Source organism: Acidovorax sp. NB1, assembly GCF_005405905.1.
Lineage (GTDB): Bacteria > Pseudomonadota > Gammaproteobacteria > Burkholderiales > Burkholderiaceae_C > Acidovorax.
In genome coordinates this window covers 149,903-167,955 of sequence record NZ_BJHU01000030.1, presented here as the reverse complement: position 1 = coordinate 167,955, position 18,053 = coordinate 149,903, and the positions used below count along the sequence as shown (strand labels likewise).

General features: G+C 65.7%; 6 protein-coding genes. 5 read left to right on the top strand and 1 reads right to left on the bottom strand.

Going from position 1 to position 18,053, the window contains the following annotated elements; all coding sequences use genetic code 11:
• Window positions 1-61 precede the first annotated feature (61 nt).
• Genes AvAM_RS15875 through AvAM_RS25710 form a run of 4 tightly spaced genes read left to right on the top strand, consistent with a single transcriptional unit; the run spans window position 62 to window position 4,116 of the window.
• Window positions 62-541 carry a hypothetical protein gene (locus AvAM_RS15875; RefSeq protein WP_137747943.1) on the top strand — a complete coding sequence of 160 codons (480 nt, stop codon included), beginning with the start codon at window positions 62-64 and terminating at the stop codon, window positions 539-541.
• Between the two features lie 48 nt (window positions 542-589).
• Window positions 590-1,006 carry a hypothetical protein gene (locus AvAM_RS15870; protein WP_137747942.1) on the top strand — a complete coding sequence of 139 codons (417 nt, stop codon included), beginning with the start codon at window positions 590-592 and terminating at the stop codon, window positions 1,004-1,006.
• Window positions 1,006-1,683 carry a DUF6682 family protein gene (locus AvAM_RS15865; protein WP_171012260.1) on the top strand — a complete coding sequence of 226 codons (678 nt, stop codon included), beginning with the start codon at window positions 1,006-1,008 and terminating at the stop codon, window positions 1,681-1,683. The genes AvAM_RS15870 and AvAM_RS15865 overlap by 1 nt, the downstream gene beginning before the upstream one ends.
• 48 nt (window positions 1,684-1,731) lie before the next feature.
• The gene (locus tag AvAM_RS25710; RefSeq protein WP_171012258.1) at window positions 1,732-4,116 is read left to right on the top strand and encodes a hypothetical protein; all 2,385 of its coding nucleotides are present in this window, start codon (window positions 1,732-1,734) and stop codon (window positions 4,114-4,116) included.
• A gap of 24 nt (window positions 4,117-4,140) precedes the next feature.
• On the opposite strand, the gene AvAM_RS15845 is transcribed toward AvAM_RS25710, so the two are convergent.
• The gene (locus tag AvAM_RS15845; RefSeq protein ID WP_171012256.1) at window positions 4,141-4,731 is read right to left on the bottom strand and encodes a DUF4124 domain-containing protein; all 591 of its coding nucleotides are present in this window, start codon (window positions 4,729-4,731) and stop codon (window positions 4,141-4,143) included.
• Between the two features lie 101 nt (window positions 4,732-4,832).
• Here AvAM_RS15845 and AvAM_RS15840 point away from each other — a divergent pair, with 101 nt between their 5' ends.
• Window positions 4,833-18,053, top strand: a complete 13,221-nt coding sequence (locus tag AvAM_RS15840) for a PLxRFG domain-containing protein (protein WP_171012254.1) — start codon at window positions 4,833-4,835, stop codon at window positions 18,051-18,053.

Below are 18,053 nucleotides of genomic sequence, written 5' to 3'. Positions count from 1 at the left end.
CACGCAGGACGCCCCGCGCGTCCTGCCCCCATCCCCATCAATTCAAGAACGGAGGCCAACCATGGCAACCATTACCAAGAAGAACCCGGACAACGGTGTGCAGCTGGGCAACACGCCCTGGGGCAACCTCACCGCGCTGCGCTATGTCCTCAAGACGGCCGCGAACGGTTCCGTCATCAACTCCGATTCCGCCGTCGCCCTGGCCGCGAACGATGTCATCCGGGTGGGCCATCTGCCTGCTGGCTTTCGCTTCGTGGACAGCCAGGTGGTGGTGGTCAACGGCATGACCGCAACCGTCACCGGCGACCTGGGCTTTGCCTACAAGGACGGCGTGGACGAGACGGCTGTTCCCCAGGACGCCGACTACTTTGGTGCCGGCCTGAATCTGGCTGCAGTTGCCCGCCTGCGCAATGCCACGGCCAACCCTGCCGTGGTGCTGCCCAAGGATGCGCACCTGACGCTGACCGTGAAGACGGCTGGCAACACCGAGGCCTCGGAAATCGAGGTGGTGATTTTCGGCATTGCCGAAGGCGTGAAGTAAGGAACGGCGGGCCGGGTAACCGGCCTGCCTCCTTTTCTGGAGGCTCCCATGAAGTTTGAGTTGATCCGCTACGAGGGCACGGCCCCGTACACCGACCGCACCCCCATGCGCAACGCTTGGGAGCCCGGCGATGAAAAGCTGGTGTCCGAAGCGGATGCCAAGGCGCTGTTGCGCTACCTGGAGTTCAAGCGCGTGCCCGCAGACGCCCAGAACGCGGCCAAGGCCGACGACTCCAAGACCGACCCCGCTCTGGCCCTGGCCAAGCAGGCTGCCGCCGAGCAGCAACTGCGCCAGAAGAAGACCGCCGACCAGATCGAATCCACGCTGCTGGAGGTGTCCCAGATGACCAAGGGCGCACTGGCTGAATTTGCCAAGGCGAACTACGGCGTGGAGCTGAGCATGAAGGACAAGGCCGATGACCTGCGCAACCAGGTCACGGCGCTGGTGCAGGGCGGGCTCAACTGATGACGCTGGCCGACCTGATCCGCCGCTTTCGGGTGCTGGCCGATGACAAGGTGCAGCCGTACCTGTGGTCGGATGAGGATGTCATCGACTGGCTGAACGACGCGCAGGCCCAGGCGGCAGTGCGCGGGCGTTTGCTGCGCGAGGACGCCAACCCAGCCGTGTGCAACATCACGCTGGCCCCCGGGGTGCACACCTACCCGCTGCACTACAGCGTGTTTGAAATCGCCATCCTGCGCCTGATCCCCCCGGCCGGTGCGGACAAGCCACGCACGATCTTCCTCAAGTCGCGCGAGTGGCTGGACCGGGAGTTCTCGAACTGGCGCGACTACCCCAGCCCAGCGCGGTACGCCATTCAGGAAGACACCACGCTTCGCCTGGTGGGCGGGTTCAACGCTGGCGACACGCTGGCGCTGGAGTGCTACCGGCTGCCGCTCAAGCAGTTCACCGGCACAAACCTGACTGCGAAGCCAGAGATCCACACAGCGCACCACGCGCACCTGATCCAGTGGGCTTTGCATCGCGCCTACGGCATCCCGGACGGCGATGGCTTCGACCCGCAGCGCTCCGAGAAGGCCGAACGCGAGTTCACCGATTACTTTGGCCCTCTGCCAGACAGCGACATGCGCCGCACCACACGTGTGGACGAGGTGCACCACAACGTGGCTGTGCTGCCATAGCTTCCGCACGGCCAAGACAGTTACAGACCGAGATTCCAAGGAGGCTCCATGCGAGGCTTTCAACCTGCTGAGGCCCGTGCCAAAGCCAAGAACTATGCAGACGGCGGCGTGGTGCACTCCATCAAGGGCATGTTGGGCTTGCGGCCCCGCACGCCTGACGAGCTGCGCGCAGCCGATGCGAAAGCCCAGGCGCGAAACCAGGAGGCCTCTGCCGCCGTCGCTGAACGTGCGCAATCGGCCCCAGCTCCCAGCCCAGCACCGTCTGGCGGGACCGCAACAGCTCTTTCCGGCTACTCCGGCATGACGGCGGTGGAACGCCGTGAAAAAGCGGCGGGCTTTGCCAATGGAGGCCTGGTGCGCGGGCCAGGCTCTGGCACTTCCGACGATGTGCCTGATGAAGTGCCCCAGGGCACCTACATCATGCCTGCGGACAGCACCGATGCCGTGGGCGTTGAGGCGCTTGAATCCATGGGCGCACCGCGTGGCTTCAAGCCCGGTGGCGAGAAGTCGGTCCCCGTGAACCTGAGCAACGGCGAGTTCAAGATGCCGCCCGAGCAGGTGCATGCCGTGGGGGTGCAGGCCCTCGACCAGATGAAGAACGCAACGCACAAGCCGGTGCGCGGATTCGCCCCCCAGGCTCAGCCGGAGGAACCGCGCCAGTTCTTTGTGGATGGCGGTGTGGTTGGCAACGAAGTCACCCGCGTGGGCAACAGCTACAGCGGTGGGAACGTGTCGGGCGGTATTGCAGTCAATGGCCAGGCCCCTGGTGGCGCGGTCAGCTCGACCTCCTGGACAACGCCAGCACCGGCCCCGGCGCCAGCTCCAGCACCAACCATCGTGGCCACGAACACTGTGGCACCTGCAGCGCCCGCCGCATCTCCTGCGCCAGCGCCTGCAGCCCCTATGGGATGGGCGGAGCGCAATGCTCAGCGCAGCACCGAAGTGACGGCTAGCTCCATCATGGATAGTCCAGAGCGCCGGGCGGCACAGACTGCTCTTGCGCCGCCGCCCGCACCTACACTCACTCCAGCCCCTGCGTCCCAGGCGCCGGGGTATCCCCCTGCAGCGCAGCGCCCGAGCACTCTGCCCGTTGTTGGTTTCCAGCCCCGGCGGTACGCGGATGGCGGCGTGGTGACGGATGAGAAACGCCAGTCTTTTGTGGATGGTGGCGAGGTGAAGCGCCTGGTCGCAGGCTTCATGCCCGGCACGCGCGCGGTGTTCAATGAATCGGGCAAGGCCATTGGTGATCTGGCAAGCCAGGGCCGGTATGGCGCTGCTGCAGGCGAGACTGCCCGGGCAGCGCTGGCCTACGGCCCGGCCGTGGTGGATGACGTGGTGGGTGGTGCATGGCGCGCCGCCGCGCCTGCCGTGGCGGATGCCGGGAAGCAGTTTTTTGGCATGGACGGCACCAGTGCACCGCAGGAACAGGCCGCGCCCACTGCGGCCAGCCCTGCGCCCGTTGCTGCCCAAGCACCGGCTGCGCCAGCGCCTGGTGCTGCTCCAGCCCCCACGGCGCCGACGCAGGCTGCCGTAGCGCCCGCCCAAGGCGCTGTCACCCGCGTGGGCAACAGCTATTCGGGCACCAATGTGTCGGGCGATGTGTCGATCAACGGTGCGGCGCCGCGCAATGGCGGCCAGATCAGCGCCCAGAACATGGCCGCAGCCGACGCGCTGGCCGGGCGGCAAAGCCAAGCGCCTGTCGGTTTTGCCCCAGCAGGCGTTGCAACTCCCGTGCTGCGCAACTCGACCAACGACTGGGCCGCGCGCAAGGCTCTGGAGAATGCGGCCACGTCTGCTTCCAGCATCACCAACAATGGCGGCAAGTTCGACCGTAGCGGGCCGGGCGATTCCGTTGCGATGGCGGGCTACAAGGCAGCCCTGGCCACCGACCAGGCTTCGCAGCAGGCGCAGGCCGGCCTGGAGCAGACGGCCATGCGCGAAAACGGTGGGCTGCAGCGCGAGCAGGTGCAGCAGACCGGGGCGAACGAGCGTTCTGCTAGGGGCTTCCAGGTCGATAGCCGCCGGGCGGACATCGAGGGCAAGCGCGCGAACAGCGAGATCGAGGCGCGCGGGTTCCAGACACGGGCGCTGCAACAGCAGGAGCAGTTGCGCGAAGTGCTCACGAACCCCAATTCGACCCCGCAACAGAAGGCACAGGCTCAAGGTGCGCTGCAGGCGCTCAGCGGCAAGGGCGATAGCTGGAAGGCCGTGGCGCTGCAGGGCGGAACGGATGCACAGGGCAACAAGACCGAAAGCATCCTGGGTGCGGTGAACGAGCGCACGGGGGAAATGAAGCGGATGGATGGGCAGGGCGGGGCGGCAGGGCAAGCCGCGCCACAAGATGCTTCGCAGCGTCGGGTTGGCACGACTTACACCCTGCCCAATGGGAAGTTGGGCCAGTGGACGGAAAAGGGTTGGCTGCTGGTTGGCTAGCGTTTCGCCGGGGAGCCAACTTCTTCAATTGCAGTGAGCGTAGCCTGCCTGCATGGTGCATGTCCGCCCGTCAGTGCTATTCAGGTGGTTGCCGTTCCGATAGTAGGTGTTGCCGTTGGTGTCGGAGCAAAAGCCAGCGTTGCAGCTGGTGATCATTGCGGGAGGGTTTGGGGCGGGAGTCCGAAGCGCTTCCTCCCGGCGCGCCCTGGCGCGCTCTGCTTCTGCCTTTTGATCCCATCGGCTTCGATTGTTGGCAATGCTGCTGGAGGTCGTTGCCGCGTTTTCTGCGTCTTTGCGTCGTTGCCAGTCGCTGGTGGCACTGCCGACCACAGGAGGATTTTGAAGGCCGCGCCGCTGGTCGGCCGCCTCTCGTTCTTGCTCCGCAAGCCGCTGAGCCTGTTTTCGCTGCTCCGCGTTCATGGCCTGCTCGCGTTCCAGAAGGATTTCACCCTGCGTGCGCTTGCGCTGGACCATTTCGCCCGATTGGCTGGCTTCACATGGGCGGTCGGAAAAAATCAGCTTACCAGTGGCGTCCTTGCAGCGATGAACTTGGGCGCTTGCTGTGGTGGCACAAAGCGCGACGAGTAGGCTTGCGATGATGTTGGCGATCTGCATCTGGTCCTCCTGGAAGGAATGTAGCAGGGGACTATGCATCGCCACGGTCGGGCCCCAGCATAGGGTTTCCCGCTTTCCCTTGTGCGCGAGAGAGTGGGGGGATGAACCCACAGCATTTGACCGACCAAGAAGTAGGCTTTGGCGCACCGGCCGCAGGCAGCAGCAAATCCAAAGCTGACAACAAATACCTGAGCGATGTCGAAGCTGGCTTTGAGCCGCCATCGCGCGGTTTCAAGGGTTGGGTAGGTGATGCACTCGGGGTCGCGGCCCGTGGCGCTATCTCCGTGCCGGAAGCGGCGGTTGGCCTGCTCGACATCCCCACCGGCGGCGCAGTCGGCAAAGCCCTGGAGAACGAGGGTGGATCTGTGGGCCTTCGGTTCAAGCAAGCCAAGGAGGCCGCGAGCGATCTGTTCGACTCGGACGCCACCAAGCAGCAGAACCAGCAGTTCCAGCAAGCCGATGGCATCGTAGAAAAAGCCAAGGTGGCGCTTTCCAACCCCAGCATGGTCGTGCGTGCGGTTGGCGAGTCGCTTCCGGCCATGGGCGCCGGTGGCGTTGCCTCGCGCGGCCTGATGGCTGCCACCAAACTTGGCCAGATGGGCACCGCTGGTGCAGCGCTGGCGGGCGCGGCTGGTGAGGGCATCACGATGGCGGGCTCTGCGGCCGAGCAGATCCGCCAGGAAACCCCGGATGGTTTGCTGACCCCCACCCAATCGGGCCTTGCCGCGGCTACCGGCGTGGCTGGCGCTGCAATCGGTGCGCTCGGTGGGCGCGTGGCCCAGAAGCTGGGCATTGGCGATGCTGAAACCCTGCTGGCCCAGGGCACCAAGGGCATGGCCAAGGCCAATGCGGATGACGCGGCCCGTGCCGCCGTGAATCCGCTGGTGCAGCAGCAGGCCGCCAAGAGCATCCCCCGCCGCGTGGTGGAGGGCGCCATTGCCGAGGGCTTCCTGGAGGAACTGCCGCAGTCGGTGGCCGAGCAGGTGTTCCAGAACGTCGCGTTGGGCAAGGACTGGCTCACGGACGTGGATGCGGCCGTGGTCATGGGCGTGTTGTCGGGCTCTGCAATGGGGGGCGCAGCCGCCGGTTACCACGGATTCCGCCAGCCCAAGGCAGGGGAGCCTGGCGCAGCACCCGGCAACGCGCAGCCCGCAGGTGGCGAGCAGCCGGGCGCTGCCGTGCGCAACCCTGGCATGGACCGCATTCAGCAGGCGTTCGCTGACCAGCTGAGCGCCCTGCAGCAGCAGGAGCAGGGCGAGCCCGCAGTGCCGCAGACCACGCCACCCGATGGCGCCGCCGCGCTGGCCCAGCAGCAGGCCCAAGCCGCCGCGCAGCGCCAGGCAGCCCTGGACGCATCGCGCGCTGTGCAGAGCCCGGATGACGAGATTTACCAGTCCACCGGTGCCACCGTGCCGCGCTCTGTGGCCATGGGCCTCGATCCGGCTGCAGGCCCGCTGTCTGCCAGCGCCGCGCTGGCCGTCGATACCGGCGTATCCGACCAGGTGCAGCAGGCTGCCGCGCTGGCGCAAGCCGCAGAAGTGGCGCAGAAGCAGGGCAAGAAGCCTGCCCGGGGCAATCAAAAACAAGAGCAACAAGCGCTTAAGCAGCAAGGCGTGAACCAGGAAACCGGCGAGATTTCGCAGGGTTCGGCAATGGAGAGCTGGAGCGATGCCCAGCTGTCCGACACCTTCCGTGGCGCCCAGTCGCGCGAGGTGCGCATGCAGCTGGCCCAGGAGCTGGGGCGCCGCCGCGCATTGCGCGAACAGCAGGAGCTGCAGGCCGAGCTTGATGCCGAGCAGCGCGCCACCGTGCCTGGTGCAGATCGCGCCGATGCCGCTTTTGCCTCCCTGACCGAAGACGCCGGCCCGGTACCGGCCGATCTGACCATTCCCGCAACCACCGAAGGAAACAGCAATGGCCCTCAAGCCGCCCAAGCCCAGCAAGATCGCGCGCAACCATCGCAAGTCGGCGCAGCGCCAGCAGACGCACGCGGAGCAACAGATGCTCAAGGACGCGCAGGCGCGAATGGCGCGCAGCAATCAGCAGCGGCAGGCCTGACCGATGGCGCCCCGACTGAGAACCCTGGAGCGCAAGCAGCGGCAGCGCCAAGCGCGCAAGCTACGCCGAAAGCAGAAGATCCCGCGCAGCGCGTAGCTCGCACGGGTGACGCCTGGACGCGCATGCCCACCGCCGAGCGCCAGGGCCTGGCCGAGCGTGCTGACCTCAAGCCCATCGTGCGCAAGAACGTGCACCGGGCTGCCTGGGCCGATCTGAACCGCGATGTGCAGCGCAAGCTGGCGGATGCGATGGAGCCGAATGCCGCCGCACCTAGCGCCCAGCAACGATTGGGAGCACTGACCGAGCAATGGAATGATGCTGTGCGTCGTTACAACGTGGCGGATGAAGGCGGAAAAGCGCTTATTCGTCCTGCCATGGACAAGCTGGACGCGGAAATCAAGGCGGTGCAGCGCCAAGGTTTGGTAGAGGCCAGACAGGCTATTGAAAAAGAGGGAGAGGCTCGTGCCGCTGAGGATGGCCGCAAGGCCGCCGAGATGCCTGTCGGTTCGCGTTTTCGTCCGTCAGAGTTTGCAGAGGCCACGGGACTGTACTGGGAAAAGACGGGTCAGGATGAGTGGACGGCACGTGGCGACTGGCACCAAAAAGGCAAGACCCGGACCAGCGCTGAACTGATGAAGAATGGCGGAATGGTGGCAATGGCGCCTGTGCAGCAGGCCCAGGCCGACGAGCAGAAAGAATCCCAGGAAAAACAGGCGGGTACCAGCGCCAATCAAGCGCCTGCAGCTATCAATTCGGAAGCGGACAAGGACGGAAACGCCATCGTCGGCCGCCGCGCTGATGGCGTGATGATTCGCCAGGACAAGAACGGTGTGCGCTGGTACGCCCAGGGCGGCGTGCGCATCGAGGAAACCGTGTCCATGCGCCCAACGCGCCAGGGCATGCAAATCGAGCGCGGCGAGCTGAAACCCGAGTTCATGACGGCTGCCGAGAGCGAAAACGCGAATTCGCGCTCGGCCAAAATGCAAGGCAAGGATGCTGACAAGCTGAATCCAGCGATTGAGGCTGTGCGGGAGCACGTTGCCAACAATATCAACAAGGCTGAACTGATTGATCGTCTGCGCCCGCTGGGCCTGACCGAAGCGCAGGTGGGCTCAGTCACCATGAAGCTGGGCGATGATTTTTCGGCGGCGGACATTCGCGCTGTGCTCGCCCCAGCGCCAGTAACGCAGCCTCCCAAGTCCGCGGCCAAGAAGAAGCCCAGCACCGACCAGACCCGCGCCAAGGCCGACCTCATGAACGCCCTGGCCGACCTGGGCGACATCCTGGGCAAGGGCACCCGCATGAACATCGTGCCCGAGCAGGAGCAAAAGCTGCTGCCGGTGCTCACGCGCGTGCTGGATGCCGCATTCCGCCTGGGGTACCACAAGTTCAAGGATTCGGCTAAGTTCGCCTTGGACCAGATCCGCACCCACCTGGGCGACGAGGCGGCCGACGCGCTGACGCTGGATCACCTGCAAGGCGCCTACATCGCCATGGCGGGGGGCAAGCCGAACGCGGACACCAAGCGCGCGGTCATCGACGTGGAAACGAAGGGCGAGATTGAACAACACGAGGCGGTTGTTGCTGCCGAACAGGCCGAGGCTGATAATGCAGAGCAGGAGAACCCCAGCGATGAGCGCACAACTGTACGAAGCGAAAGCCCGCAAGCACTGGATGCAGTGGCTGCCGAAGAAGGTGGCCGCGTTGAAGGCGGGCGGGGAGCTGGAGCAGGCGCTGCAGACAGCGGGCAAGCAGGCGCAGCAGGAAGTGCTGTCGTTGATGGCGCAGGGCTTCCGGCAGCACGAAGCGGAGGAAGTGGCGTTGAGCCAGTACGTGCTCCTAAAACCCGAGCCCGAGGCCGATCTGGAGCCGTGGGAGCGCAAGGAACTGGCACAGCTGGAGAGCCAGTACCGCAAGCAGATGGGCGCGTAGCCGTCCCCGGGGGCGAGGCCAGCGCCCCGAACATCCCCGCTGCAGACTTCCAGATCACCGATGAGGTGGGCCTGGGCAAGGGCGGCGAGGTTCAGAAGTTCAATGACAACCTGGCCGCGATCCGTGCCCTCAAGGCCATCGAGGCGGCCAACCGCCGTGCCACCCCCGAAGAACAGGCGATGCTGGCCCGCTATGTGGGCTGGGGCGGCTTGGCCAACGCTTTCCCCGCCCCCACTTCCGGCCAGTTCAAGGACAAGTGGAAGGCGCGTGGCGAGGAACTGCGCGAACTGCTGACCAAAGAGGAATACACCGCCGCGCGTCGTTCGACCCGCAACGCGCACTACACCTCGCAGACGGTGGTATCCGCCATGTGGGACATGGTGCGCCGCCTGGGCTACCGTGGCGGCCTGGTGCTGGAGTCCTCGATGGGCTCCGGCAACTTCCTGGGCCTGGCGCCCAAGGACATGGCCAATCGGTTTGTCGGTGTGGAATACGACAGCCTGACCGCGCGCATCGGGCAGGCTCTGTACCCGCAGGCGACCGTGCTGCATTCCGGCTTCCAGAAGGTGCCGGTGGCCGACAACGCTTTTATGCTGAACATCGGCAATCCGCCGTTCGGGGATGAGTCGCTGCGCTTCCAGTTCAAGCCCGAGCTGCAGGGCGTTTCGATCCACAACCAGTTTTTCCGCGCCGGCATGGATGCACTGCGCCCCGGCGGCATTCAGGCCATGGTGGTGTCGCGCTACCTCATGGACGCGCAGGACAAGAGCAGCCGCTTGGCCCTGGCCGCGCAGGCGCGCCTGGTGGCCGCGATCCGCCTGCCTGATACGGCATTCAAGGAGAACGCCCGCACGGAGGTGGTGACGGACATCCTGATCTTCCAGAAGATGGACGCTGGTGAGCAGGCCGCGATGCAGGCCGCCATCACCGAATACAACAAGCTCAAGGCCAACAAGAAGGACGCGGACGCTGCCGCCGCCGCGCTGGTGCCGTCCTGGGTAGAAACGGTCAAGGTGCCCGACCCGCTGGGCGGCGAGCCCATGAACGTGAACGCCTATTTTGCGGAGAACCCGGCGAACGTCCTGGGCGTCATGGAGCGCTCCGGCTCCATGCAGCATGGTGCCGACATTACCGTGCGCCTGGACAACCCGGCCGAGCTGGGCAAGCTGCTGAGCGCGGCGGTGCAGCGCCTGCCCGTGGGCATCCAGAACTTCCAGCAGGATGTGCTGGACGCTACTGCATCCCGCCACAAGTCCATGAGCGATGCGCTGCGCATCGCCGTGGCCAACGAAGAAGCCGGGCACATCAAGGCCAACCCGGACGGCAAGCTGCAGCGCGTCATCGAGCGCGAGACGCCAGAGGGCGATTTCGAGTTTGCCTACCAGGAGGTTGGCGAAAACAGCCCATGGCACGAATCCCTGAGCCAGAACGCGGATGGCCAGTGGTACTCCCTGGAGCCCGTCCTGGACGATCAGGGCAAGAACGTCAAGGCGGTGAACGCCAAGGGCGAGGCCACGCGCAAGAACCTGTACGAGCGCAAGGTGTACGCCAAGCCCGAAGACGTGCCCGAGAAGCTGCGCCTGGGCAAGCTGGGCATGAAGCGCCTCAGTGGGCTCGTGGGCCTGCGCGACATGCTCAAACGCCAGCTGGTGCTGGAGACAGCAGATGCCGTGCCCGCAGTCATGGAGGGCAACCGCAAGAGCTTGGCCGCCGCCTATGAGGCGTTCGTGAAGGCCAACGGCCCGGTGGGACTTTCCACCAACATGAAGTTGGCGATGACGATGCCGGATGGCGGCCTGATCGCTGCGCTGGAGGTGGACTACCAGCCCGAGCGCACCGCCGAGCAGGCCGCACGGTCTGGCCTGGAGGCGCAGAAGGAGAAGGCAACGCCAGCGCCGATCCTGCGCGAGCGCGTGGTGCCCAAGTATGAGCCCGCGACAAAGGCCGCCAGCCCATCGGACGCCCTGGCCATCACGCTGGCTGAATCCGGCCGCGTGGACATGGAGCGCATTGCCAGCCTCCTGGGCGTGAGCCCGGAGCAGGCCGGGGAGCAGCTGCAGCAGGGGGCCGACCCGCTGGTGTTCAAAGACCCGGAAACCGGCCAGTGGGAAACCGCAGACGCCTACCTGTCCGGCATGGTCAAGCGCAAGCTGAACGCTGCGCGCGCCGCTGGCATGACCAAGAACGCCGAGGCGCTGGAGAAGATCATTCCAGCCGATTGGACCGCCGAGAACGTGGCTGTGACCATGGGCGCGACCTGGGTGCCCCCTGAAATCTATGCGGACTTCGTGCAGCACCTGGTGGGCGGCAAGGCCCGCGTGAGCTTTTCGTCCCTGACCAACAGTTTCAGCGTGACGGCGAGCGGCAGCGACGGCCCCAAGTGGACGAACTGGAGCAGCGAGGGCGCCCCGGCCGACTACATCATCACCCGCATCCTGAACAGCAAGGCAGTGACCGTCACCGCGCGCGATGCGGACGGCAACACCTTCATCGACAAGGAGCGCACCGCCCTGGCCGGGCTCAAGGCGCGGGAGATTGAGGCCGAGTTTGGCGACTGGGTTTTCAAGAATGGCGAGCGCCGCCAGCGGCTGGTGGACGTGTTCAACGAGAAGTTCAACACCCGCGTGGTGCGCCAGTTCAATGGCCAGCACCTGCAGCTGCCCGGCAAGGTGCCCGACGCCATCCTCAAGATGCGCCGCCACCAGATGAATGCCATCTGGCGCGGCATCTACGAGCGCTTCATGCTGGTGGATCATGCCGTGGGCGCGGGGAAGACCTTCACCGCCATCGCCCGCGCGATGGAGCGCCGCCGCATGGGCCTGTCCCGCAAGCCCATGATCGCCGTGCCCAACCACCTGGTTGAGCAGTGGGCCGCCGACGTGTACCGCCTGTACCCCGGCGCCAAGGTGCTGGCCGCTGGCAAGAAGGACTTCGAGGCCAAGCGCCGCCGCCGCCTGTTCGGCAAGATCGCCACGGGCGACTGGGACATCGTGATCGTTCCCCATTCGTCCTTCGGGTTCATTGGCATCGCGCCAGAAACGGAAACCCGCTACCTTGAGCTGGAAATTGCCCAGGCGCAGGCCGCCATTGAGGACGCCTGGGCGCAGGCACAGGAGGACGGCACGGACAACGGGCGCCGCAAGCCGTTCAACGTGAAGGAGGCTGAGCGCCTGGCCGAGAAGATCCAGGCGCGCATGGACCGCCTGGCAGAGGGCGTGCGCGACCGCCTGCTGACCTTTGAACAGCTGGGCGTTGACGACCTGACCGTGGACGAAGCCCACGAGTTCAAGAACCTGTACTACTCGTCCAACTTGACGGGTGTGCGCGGCATGGGCGACAAGACCGGATCGCGCAAGGCCAACGATCTTTACAACAAGGTGCGCGTGCTGCGCGAGCAGCCCACTGGCAGCGTCACCTTCCTAACCGGCACGCCCATCAGCAACAGCGCAGTGGAAATGTTCACGATGCTGCGCTACCTGGCGGCTGATTCGCTGGAAGAAATGGGCCTGTCCCACTTTGATGCATTCCGCGCGCAGTTCGTTGAGGCGACCCCGGCATTTGAGCCCACCGAATCGGGCCGCCTCAAGCAGGTAACGCGCCTGGGCCGCACCTGGTCGAACATGCGTTCGCTGATGGATCTCTACTACCAGGTCACGGACGCCGTGAGCCTGGACGACATCAAGCGCTTCTACGCCGAGGACAACCCGGGCCTAGAGTTCCCCGTGCCCAAGGTGGCCGGAGGCAAGGACCGCAACCTGGTGGCCGTCAAGCCCACGCCCGCCCAGGAGCAGGGCCTCAAGGATGTGATGGACGGGTTCGACGGCCTGGACGGCATCGAAGACCCCTACGAGCGCAACGCCGAGCGTCTGCGCCTGATGGACCGGGCGCGCAAGCTGTCTCTCGACATCCGCGCAGTGGACCCGCGCAGCACCAGTACCGAGCAGGGCGGGAAGCTGCAGGTGGTGAGCGAGAACATTAAGCGCATCTACGACAAGTGGGACGCCGACCAGGGCACCCAGCTGGTGTTCCTCGACCGTTCCGTGCCGAAGTCCAAGGGCGACGACGCCATCATCAAGGCCTATGACGAGCTGGTGGCCAAGCGCGACGCCGCGCTGCGCGCCGATGACCAGGAGGCGTTTGAAGAAGCCCAGGAAGCCCTGGACCGCTACGACCCCCAGGAGATTGCCGAGCTGCGTATGGCGCAGACCTCTCCTTGGAGCGCCTACCAGCAGATCAAGGACAACCTGATCGCTTCGGGCATCCCCGCCAACGAAATCCGCTTCGTGCAGGAGGCCAACAACGACGAGCAAAAGGCCGCGCTGTTCGACAGCGTGAACGGCGGCAAGGTGCGTGTCCTGATCGGCTCCACCCCGCGCATGGGCGCCGGTACCAATGTGCAGCAGCGCATCGTGGCGCTCCACCATGTGGACGTGACCTGGAAGCCCAGCGACATCGAGCAGCGCGAAGGCCGCGCTATCCGGCAGGGCAACCTGTTCAGCACGCCACCAACGGCCGAAAAGCCCAATCCATTGTTCCGCCCAGACTTTGAGGTGGAAATCCTGGCCTACGCCACCGAGCGCACGGTGGACGCCAAGATGTGGGACTTGAACGCGACCAAGCTGCGGACCATCAACGGCATCCGCAAGTATGACGGCGCGTTTTCCATGGAGTTCGATGACGAGGAAGCCGTGGGCATGGCCGAAATGGCGGCCCTGGCTTCCGGTAACCCCCTGCTGCTGGAGCGCGTCAAGACGGAATCCGAGATCACCACGCTGGAGCTGCAGGAGCGTGCATTCCGCCGCCGCATGTTCGGTATCGAGGACGCTGTGGAGAGCGCGGAGCGCGCCATCGAGCGCAACCCCGGCCGCATTGCCGACGAGCGCGCTAAGAAGGAAAAGGCCAACGCAGCCATGGAGGCTGCCGACGCCCGCAAGGCAGAGCGCCGCGTGAGCATCGAGGGCAAGGAGTACGACAGCCTGCGCGACGCGATGACCGCCGTGAACGAGGCCATCGAGCAGCAGCAGGGCGGCAAGCCCACGGCCCGCTACTCCATTTCTGTGGATGGTGCGCGCCTGACCAACAAGGATGGCATCGACGCCGCCATTGGCGCTGCCCTGGGCGACGCATCCCTATTCGATGTGACCATCGACGGGCGCCTGATCGCCCAGCACACCGTTGCTGCCCGTGAGCTGGCCGCCAAGTTCAACGAGCTGACCAAGGGCATTCAGCCCGGCGACTCGCGCACCGCCACCGTGGGCAGCATGCTGGGCTACGACCTGGTGCTGGACGCCCAGGCCCGAGAAACCGGCAAGGGCGGCGCCCAGATCGACGCCGCGGTATCGCTGGTGGACGAGGACGGCTCCACCGTCACCAGCCGTGGATTGAATTCGTTCGCGGTCAATCAGTCCGTAGTGCCGGCCAACGTGCGCAACCTGGTCACTGACCTGTTCGATGACATCGGCCGTCTGGCCAACAGCAGCACCGACTACCTGGAGCGCCAGCTGGCGCGTGCGAAGGAGGAACTGCCCGCGCTGCGCGAGCAGCTGAACCAGACTTTCCCCAAGGGTGCGGAACTGGTTGCCAAGCGCGAGCGCCTGCGGGAGCTGGTGGGCATGCTGGAGGGCAAAGCGCCGAGCGACGCCCAAACGACCCCCGAAGATGCCGAGGCGGGCGATGCTCCTGCCTTCCGCCGCGAGGATGAGGGGCGTGCAACGCCCTTCGACGTGGGCGCATTCCTCAAGGCCCGGGGGCGTCCATCGGCATACTCCGAGGCCGCACAGCGCCAGGCCATCGACACGGTTTCGGCCACGGTGGACGCCATCCGTACCGCCTGGGGGCCGAATGCTCCCGAGGTGGTTGTGGCGTTCGACATGCAGGACCAGCGCATCCCGGAGGCGGCCCGCAAGGCTGACCTGCGCCAGCGCAGCGGCGGTGCGCGCGGAGCGCCCGAGGGCTTCTACTACCGGGGCAAGGCCTACCTGATGGCCTCTCGCCTGAACACGCCCAACGATGCGGCGCGCGTGCTGTACCACGAGGTGCTGGGCCACCATGGGCTGCGTGGCAAGTTCGGCAGCGACCTGGACCAGGTGCTCAATCAGATCGCCACCATGCGCAAAGCTGAGGTGGCCTCCAAGATGCAGGAATACGGCCTGCGGGGGGTGAACAGCCTGAGCGTGCGCGAAGCAGCCGAGGAAGTCCTGGCAGAAATGGCCGAGAAGAATCCCCGGCTGCCCTTTGTGCAGCGGGCGATTTCTGCTATCCGCAACTTCCTGCGCCAGCACGTCCCAGGCTTCCAGAGCCTGCGCCTGACGGACAACGACATCATTCAGGCGTACATCCTTCCGGCACGCGGCTGGGTGGAGCGCGGGGGGCCTGACGGCGGGCCGCGTGGTGGCCAGCCGGTGATGAGCCGAGCTGGTGATGCTGACCGGGCCAACCAGGACATCCGTTTCAGCCGTTCCAGCGCAGCCGACCTGAAAGACAGTGCGCTGGCGCAGATCCACCAGACGCTGACGCACGCGGGCAAGGTGTCGCTGTGGGACAAGACCGTGGGCACCATGCGCAACCTGGGCGAGCGTTCGCCAGCGTTCAAGCCGGTGTACGAGGCCGCGCAGCGCTTCATTGATGACGTGTCCATGCTGGGCAACGACGCGGCCGACCGCGCGCCACGCCTGCTGCCCCGGGTGGAAACGCTGGCCGACCTCAAGAAAAAGCCCATCACCGCCGCCGACAACCAGGCCGTGGCCAAGCCACTGTTCGAGGGCACGCTGCTGTGGGCCCGCGACGTGGATGGCACGCCCGTGACCACCGAGGCGCTGAACGCGAAGTACCGCAACTCCACGCCCGACGAGAAGGCGCAGATCCTGCTGCGCACCGGCAAGATCCAGGAGCAGATGCTCAAGGAGTGGCGCGGCCTGCCGGTGGATCAGTACAACACCATCATCAACAATAAATTTGATAGCACTATTCTCAAGCCGGGCGTGGTTTGGACCCAAAAAGAACTGAAAGAATTGTTCGGCCTGAGCACCCAGCAGGTGAGCCTGTACCAGGAGGCGCGCGCGGCCATTGATCGCTCCATCGACATGACCGCCCGCGCCGACATGCTGCGCGCCCTGGGCAATGGCTACGCTGACCTGCGCGAGGCGGTGCTGGCGCAGGCCACTGCGGAAGACGCCATGGTGCTCATCACGGACACGCTGCAGGCCGAGGCGCGCGAGTACCCCGACCAGGCCGATCGCGTGCTGAGCCTGAACAACGCCGTGGTCAAAAGCCACGAGCGTGCACAGGCGCTGATGGACGCAGGCTACGCGCCGCTGTCGCGCTTCGGCCGCTACACCGTGGATGTGGTGGGCAAGGACGGCACGCGCGAGTATTTCGGCATGTTTGAGTCGATGTACGAGTCCAACAAGATGAAGGCCGCCATGGAGAAGGAATTCCCAGGCGCGACCGTCACCCAGGGCACCATGAGCGACGAGGCTTTCAAGTTGTTCCAGGGTGTCACCCCGGAAAGCCTTGAGCACTTCGGCCAGATGCTGGGGCTGAGCGGCGAGGGCACGGACCCGAAGGACAAGGCGTTTCAGGCTTACCTGCAGCTGGCCAAGAACAATCACAGCGCGCTCAAGCGCCTGATCCACCGCAAGGGCATCAGCGGCTACAGCGAGGACGTGGGCCGGGTGCTGGCGAGCTTCGTGTATTCCAATGCCCGCCTGGCGGCCGGTGGCCTGAACGCGGGCACGCTGGAGACGGCCATCGAGGGAATTCCGAAGGAGCAGGGCGAGCTGCGCGACGTGGCCATGGGCCTGCGCAGCTACATCCAAGACCCCCAGGAAGAAGGCCAGGCCATCCGGGGCATGCTGTTTGCGCAGTACCTGGGCGGCTCTGTGGCTTCGGCCGTGGTCAACATGACCCAGCCTTTCCAGATCACCATGCCCTGGCTGTCGCAGTACGGGGGCATGCGCAGCGCAGCCTCGCACCTGGCCGGCGCCGTGCGCGACATGACCCGCCGCAGCGCCTACGAGCCGGACTTGGCCAAGGCGCTGCATACGGCCGAGGCCGAAGGCATCGTTTCGCCCCAGGAAATTCACCAGCTCATGGCCCAGGCCCGGGGCACGGGCTCGCTGCGCACTGGGGATGGCACCAAGCTGGGCGATGCCCGCGCTGCCGCTTCCAACAACTGGGAGCGCGTGAAGGTGGCATGGGGCCAGCCCTTTGCCCTGGCCGAGCAGTTCAACCGCCGCAGCACCTTCATTGCCGCCTACCGCATTGCCAAGGAGCAGGGCATGGCCGACCCGGCGAAGTTCGCCGAGCGCGCAGTGCTGGAGACGCAGTTTGTCTATTCCAAGGCCAACAAGCCGAAGTGGGCACGCGGCGCCATCGGCGGGACGCTGTTCACCTTCAAGACCTACTCTGTCAGCTACCTGGAGCTGATGCACCGCATGTGGAGCCAGGGTGGCCCGGAGGGTAAGCGTGCCGTGGGCTGGGCCGTGGCCATGCTGCTGCTGATGGGCGGCGCCGGTGGGCTGCCGTTCATGGAGGATGCCGAAGACCTGATCGACGGCGCCGGCCAGCTGATGGGCTACAACGTCAGCACCAAACAGTGGCGCAAGCAGGCGCTGCGCGATGTCGTGGGCAAGGAGCTGGCCGACTTTGTGGAAAACGGCGTGTCTGGCTTGCCTGGTGCGCCCATCGACGTGTCGGGCCGCCTGGGCATGGGCAACCTGATCCCTGGTACCGGCCTTCTGCTGTCCAAGCAAAGCCGCGAGCGGGATCTGCTGGAAGTGGCGGGCCCTGCGGGCGACCTGGTGGCACGCGGCTTCACCGGTGCGCGCAAGCTGCTGACTGGCAATGTGGGCGGCGCGGCGCTGGAGGTGTCTCCTGCTGCGGTGCGCAACTGGGCCAAGGGCATCGACATGGGTTTCAGCGGCATCTACAAGGACGCCAAGGGCTACAAGGTGCTGGACACCACGCTGGCCGAAGCTGCGGCCAAGTTCTTCGGGTTCCAGCCGCGCAGCGTGGCCGAGGTGCAGGAGGCCAACAGCTTCATGCAGCGCTCCAAGAGCTTCTACGTCCAGACCAGCAGCGACATCAAGGCGCAGTGGGCCCAGGCGGTGTTTGAGAAGGATGAGGCCGCGCTGCAGCGGGTGCGTGATCGGCTGGCCGACTGGAACCGCAACAACCCGGACCAGATCATCGTGGTGAAGATCCCCGATGTGATGAAGCGCGTGCGCGAAATGGGCAAGGACCGGACCCAGCGGATTGCCGACACGGCGCCCAAGGCGCTGCGCCAGCAGATGCGGGACATGGCGCGGGAGACTTCGCAGGGCCCAGCATAG

Coding starts and splice junctions, on each gene's coding strand:
- AvAM_RS15875 (WP_137747943.1), top strand. CDS start 62: ATGGCAACCATTACCAAGAAGAACCCGGACAACGGTGTGCAGCTGGGC.
- AvAM_RS15870 (WP_137747942.1), top strand. CDS start 590: ATGAAGTTTGAGTTGATCCGCTACGAGGGCACGGCCCCGTACACCGAC.
- AvAM_RS15865 (WP_171012260.1), top strand. CDS start 1,006: ATGACGCTGGCCGACCTGATCCGCCGCTTTCGGGTGCTGGCCGATGAC.
- AvAM_RS25710 (WP_171012258.1), top strand. CDS start 1,732: ATGCGAGGCTTTCAACCTGCTGAGGCCCGTGCCAAAGCCAAGAACTAT.
- AvAM_RS15845 (WP_171012256.1), bottom strand. CDS start 4,731: ATGCAGATCGCCAACATCATCGCAAGCCTACTCGTCGCGCTTTGTGCC.
- AvAM_RS15840 (WP_171012254.1), top strand. CDS start 4,833: ATGAACCCACAGCATTTGACCGACCAAGAAGTAGGCTTTGGCGCACCG.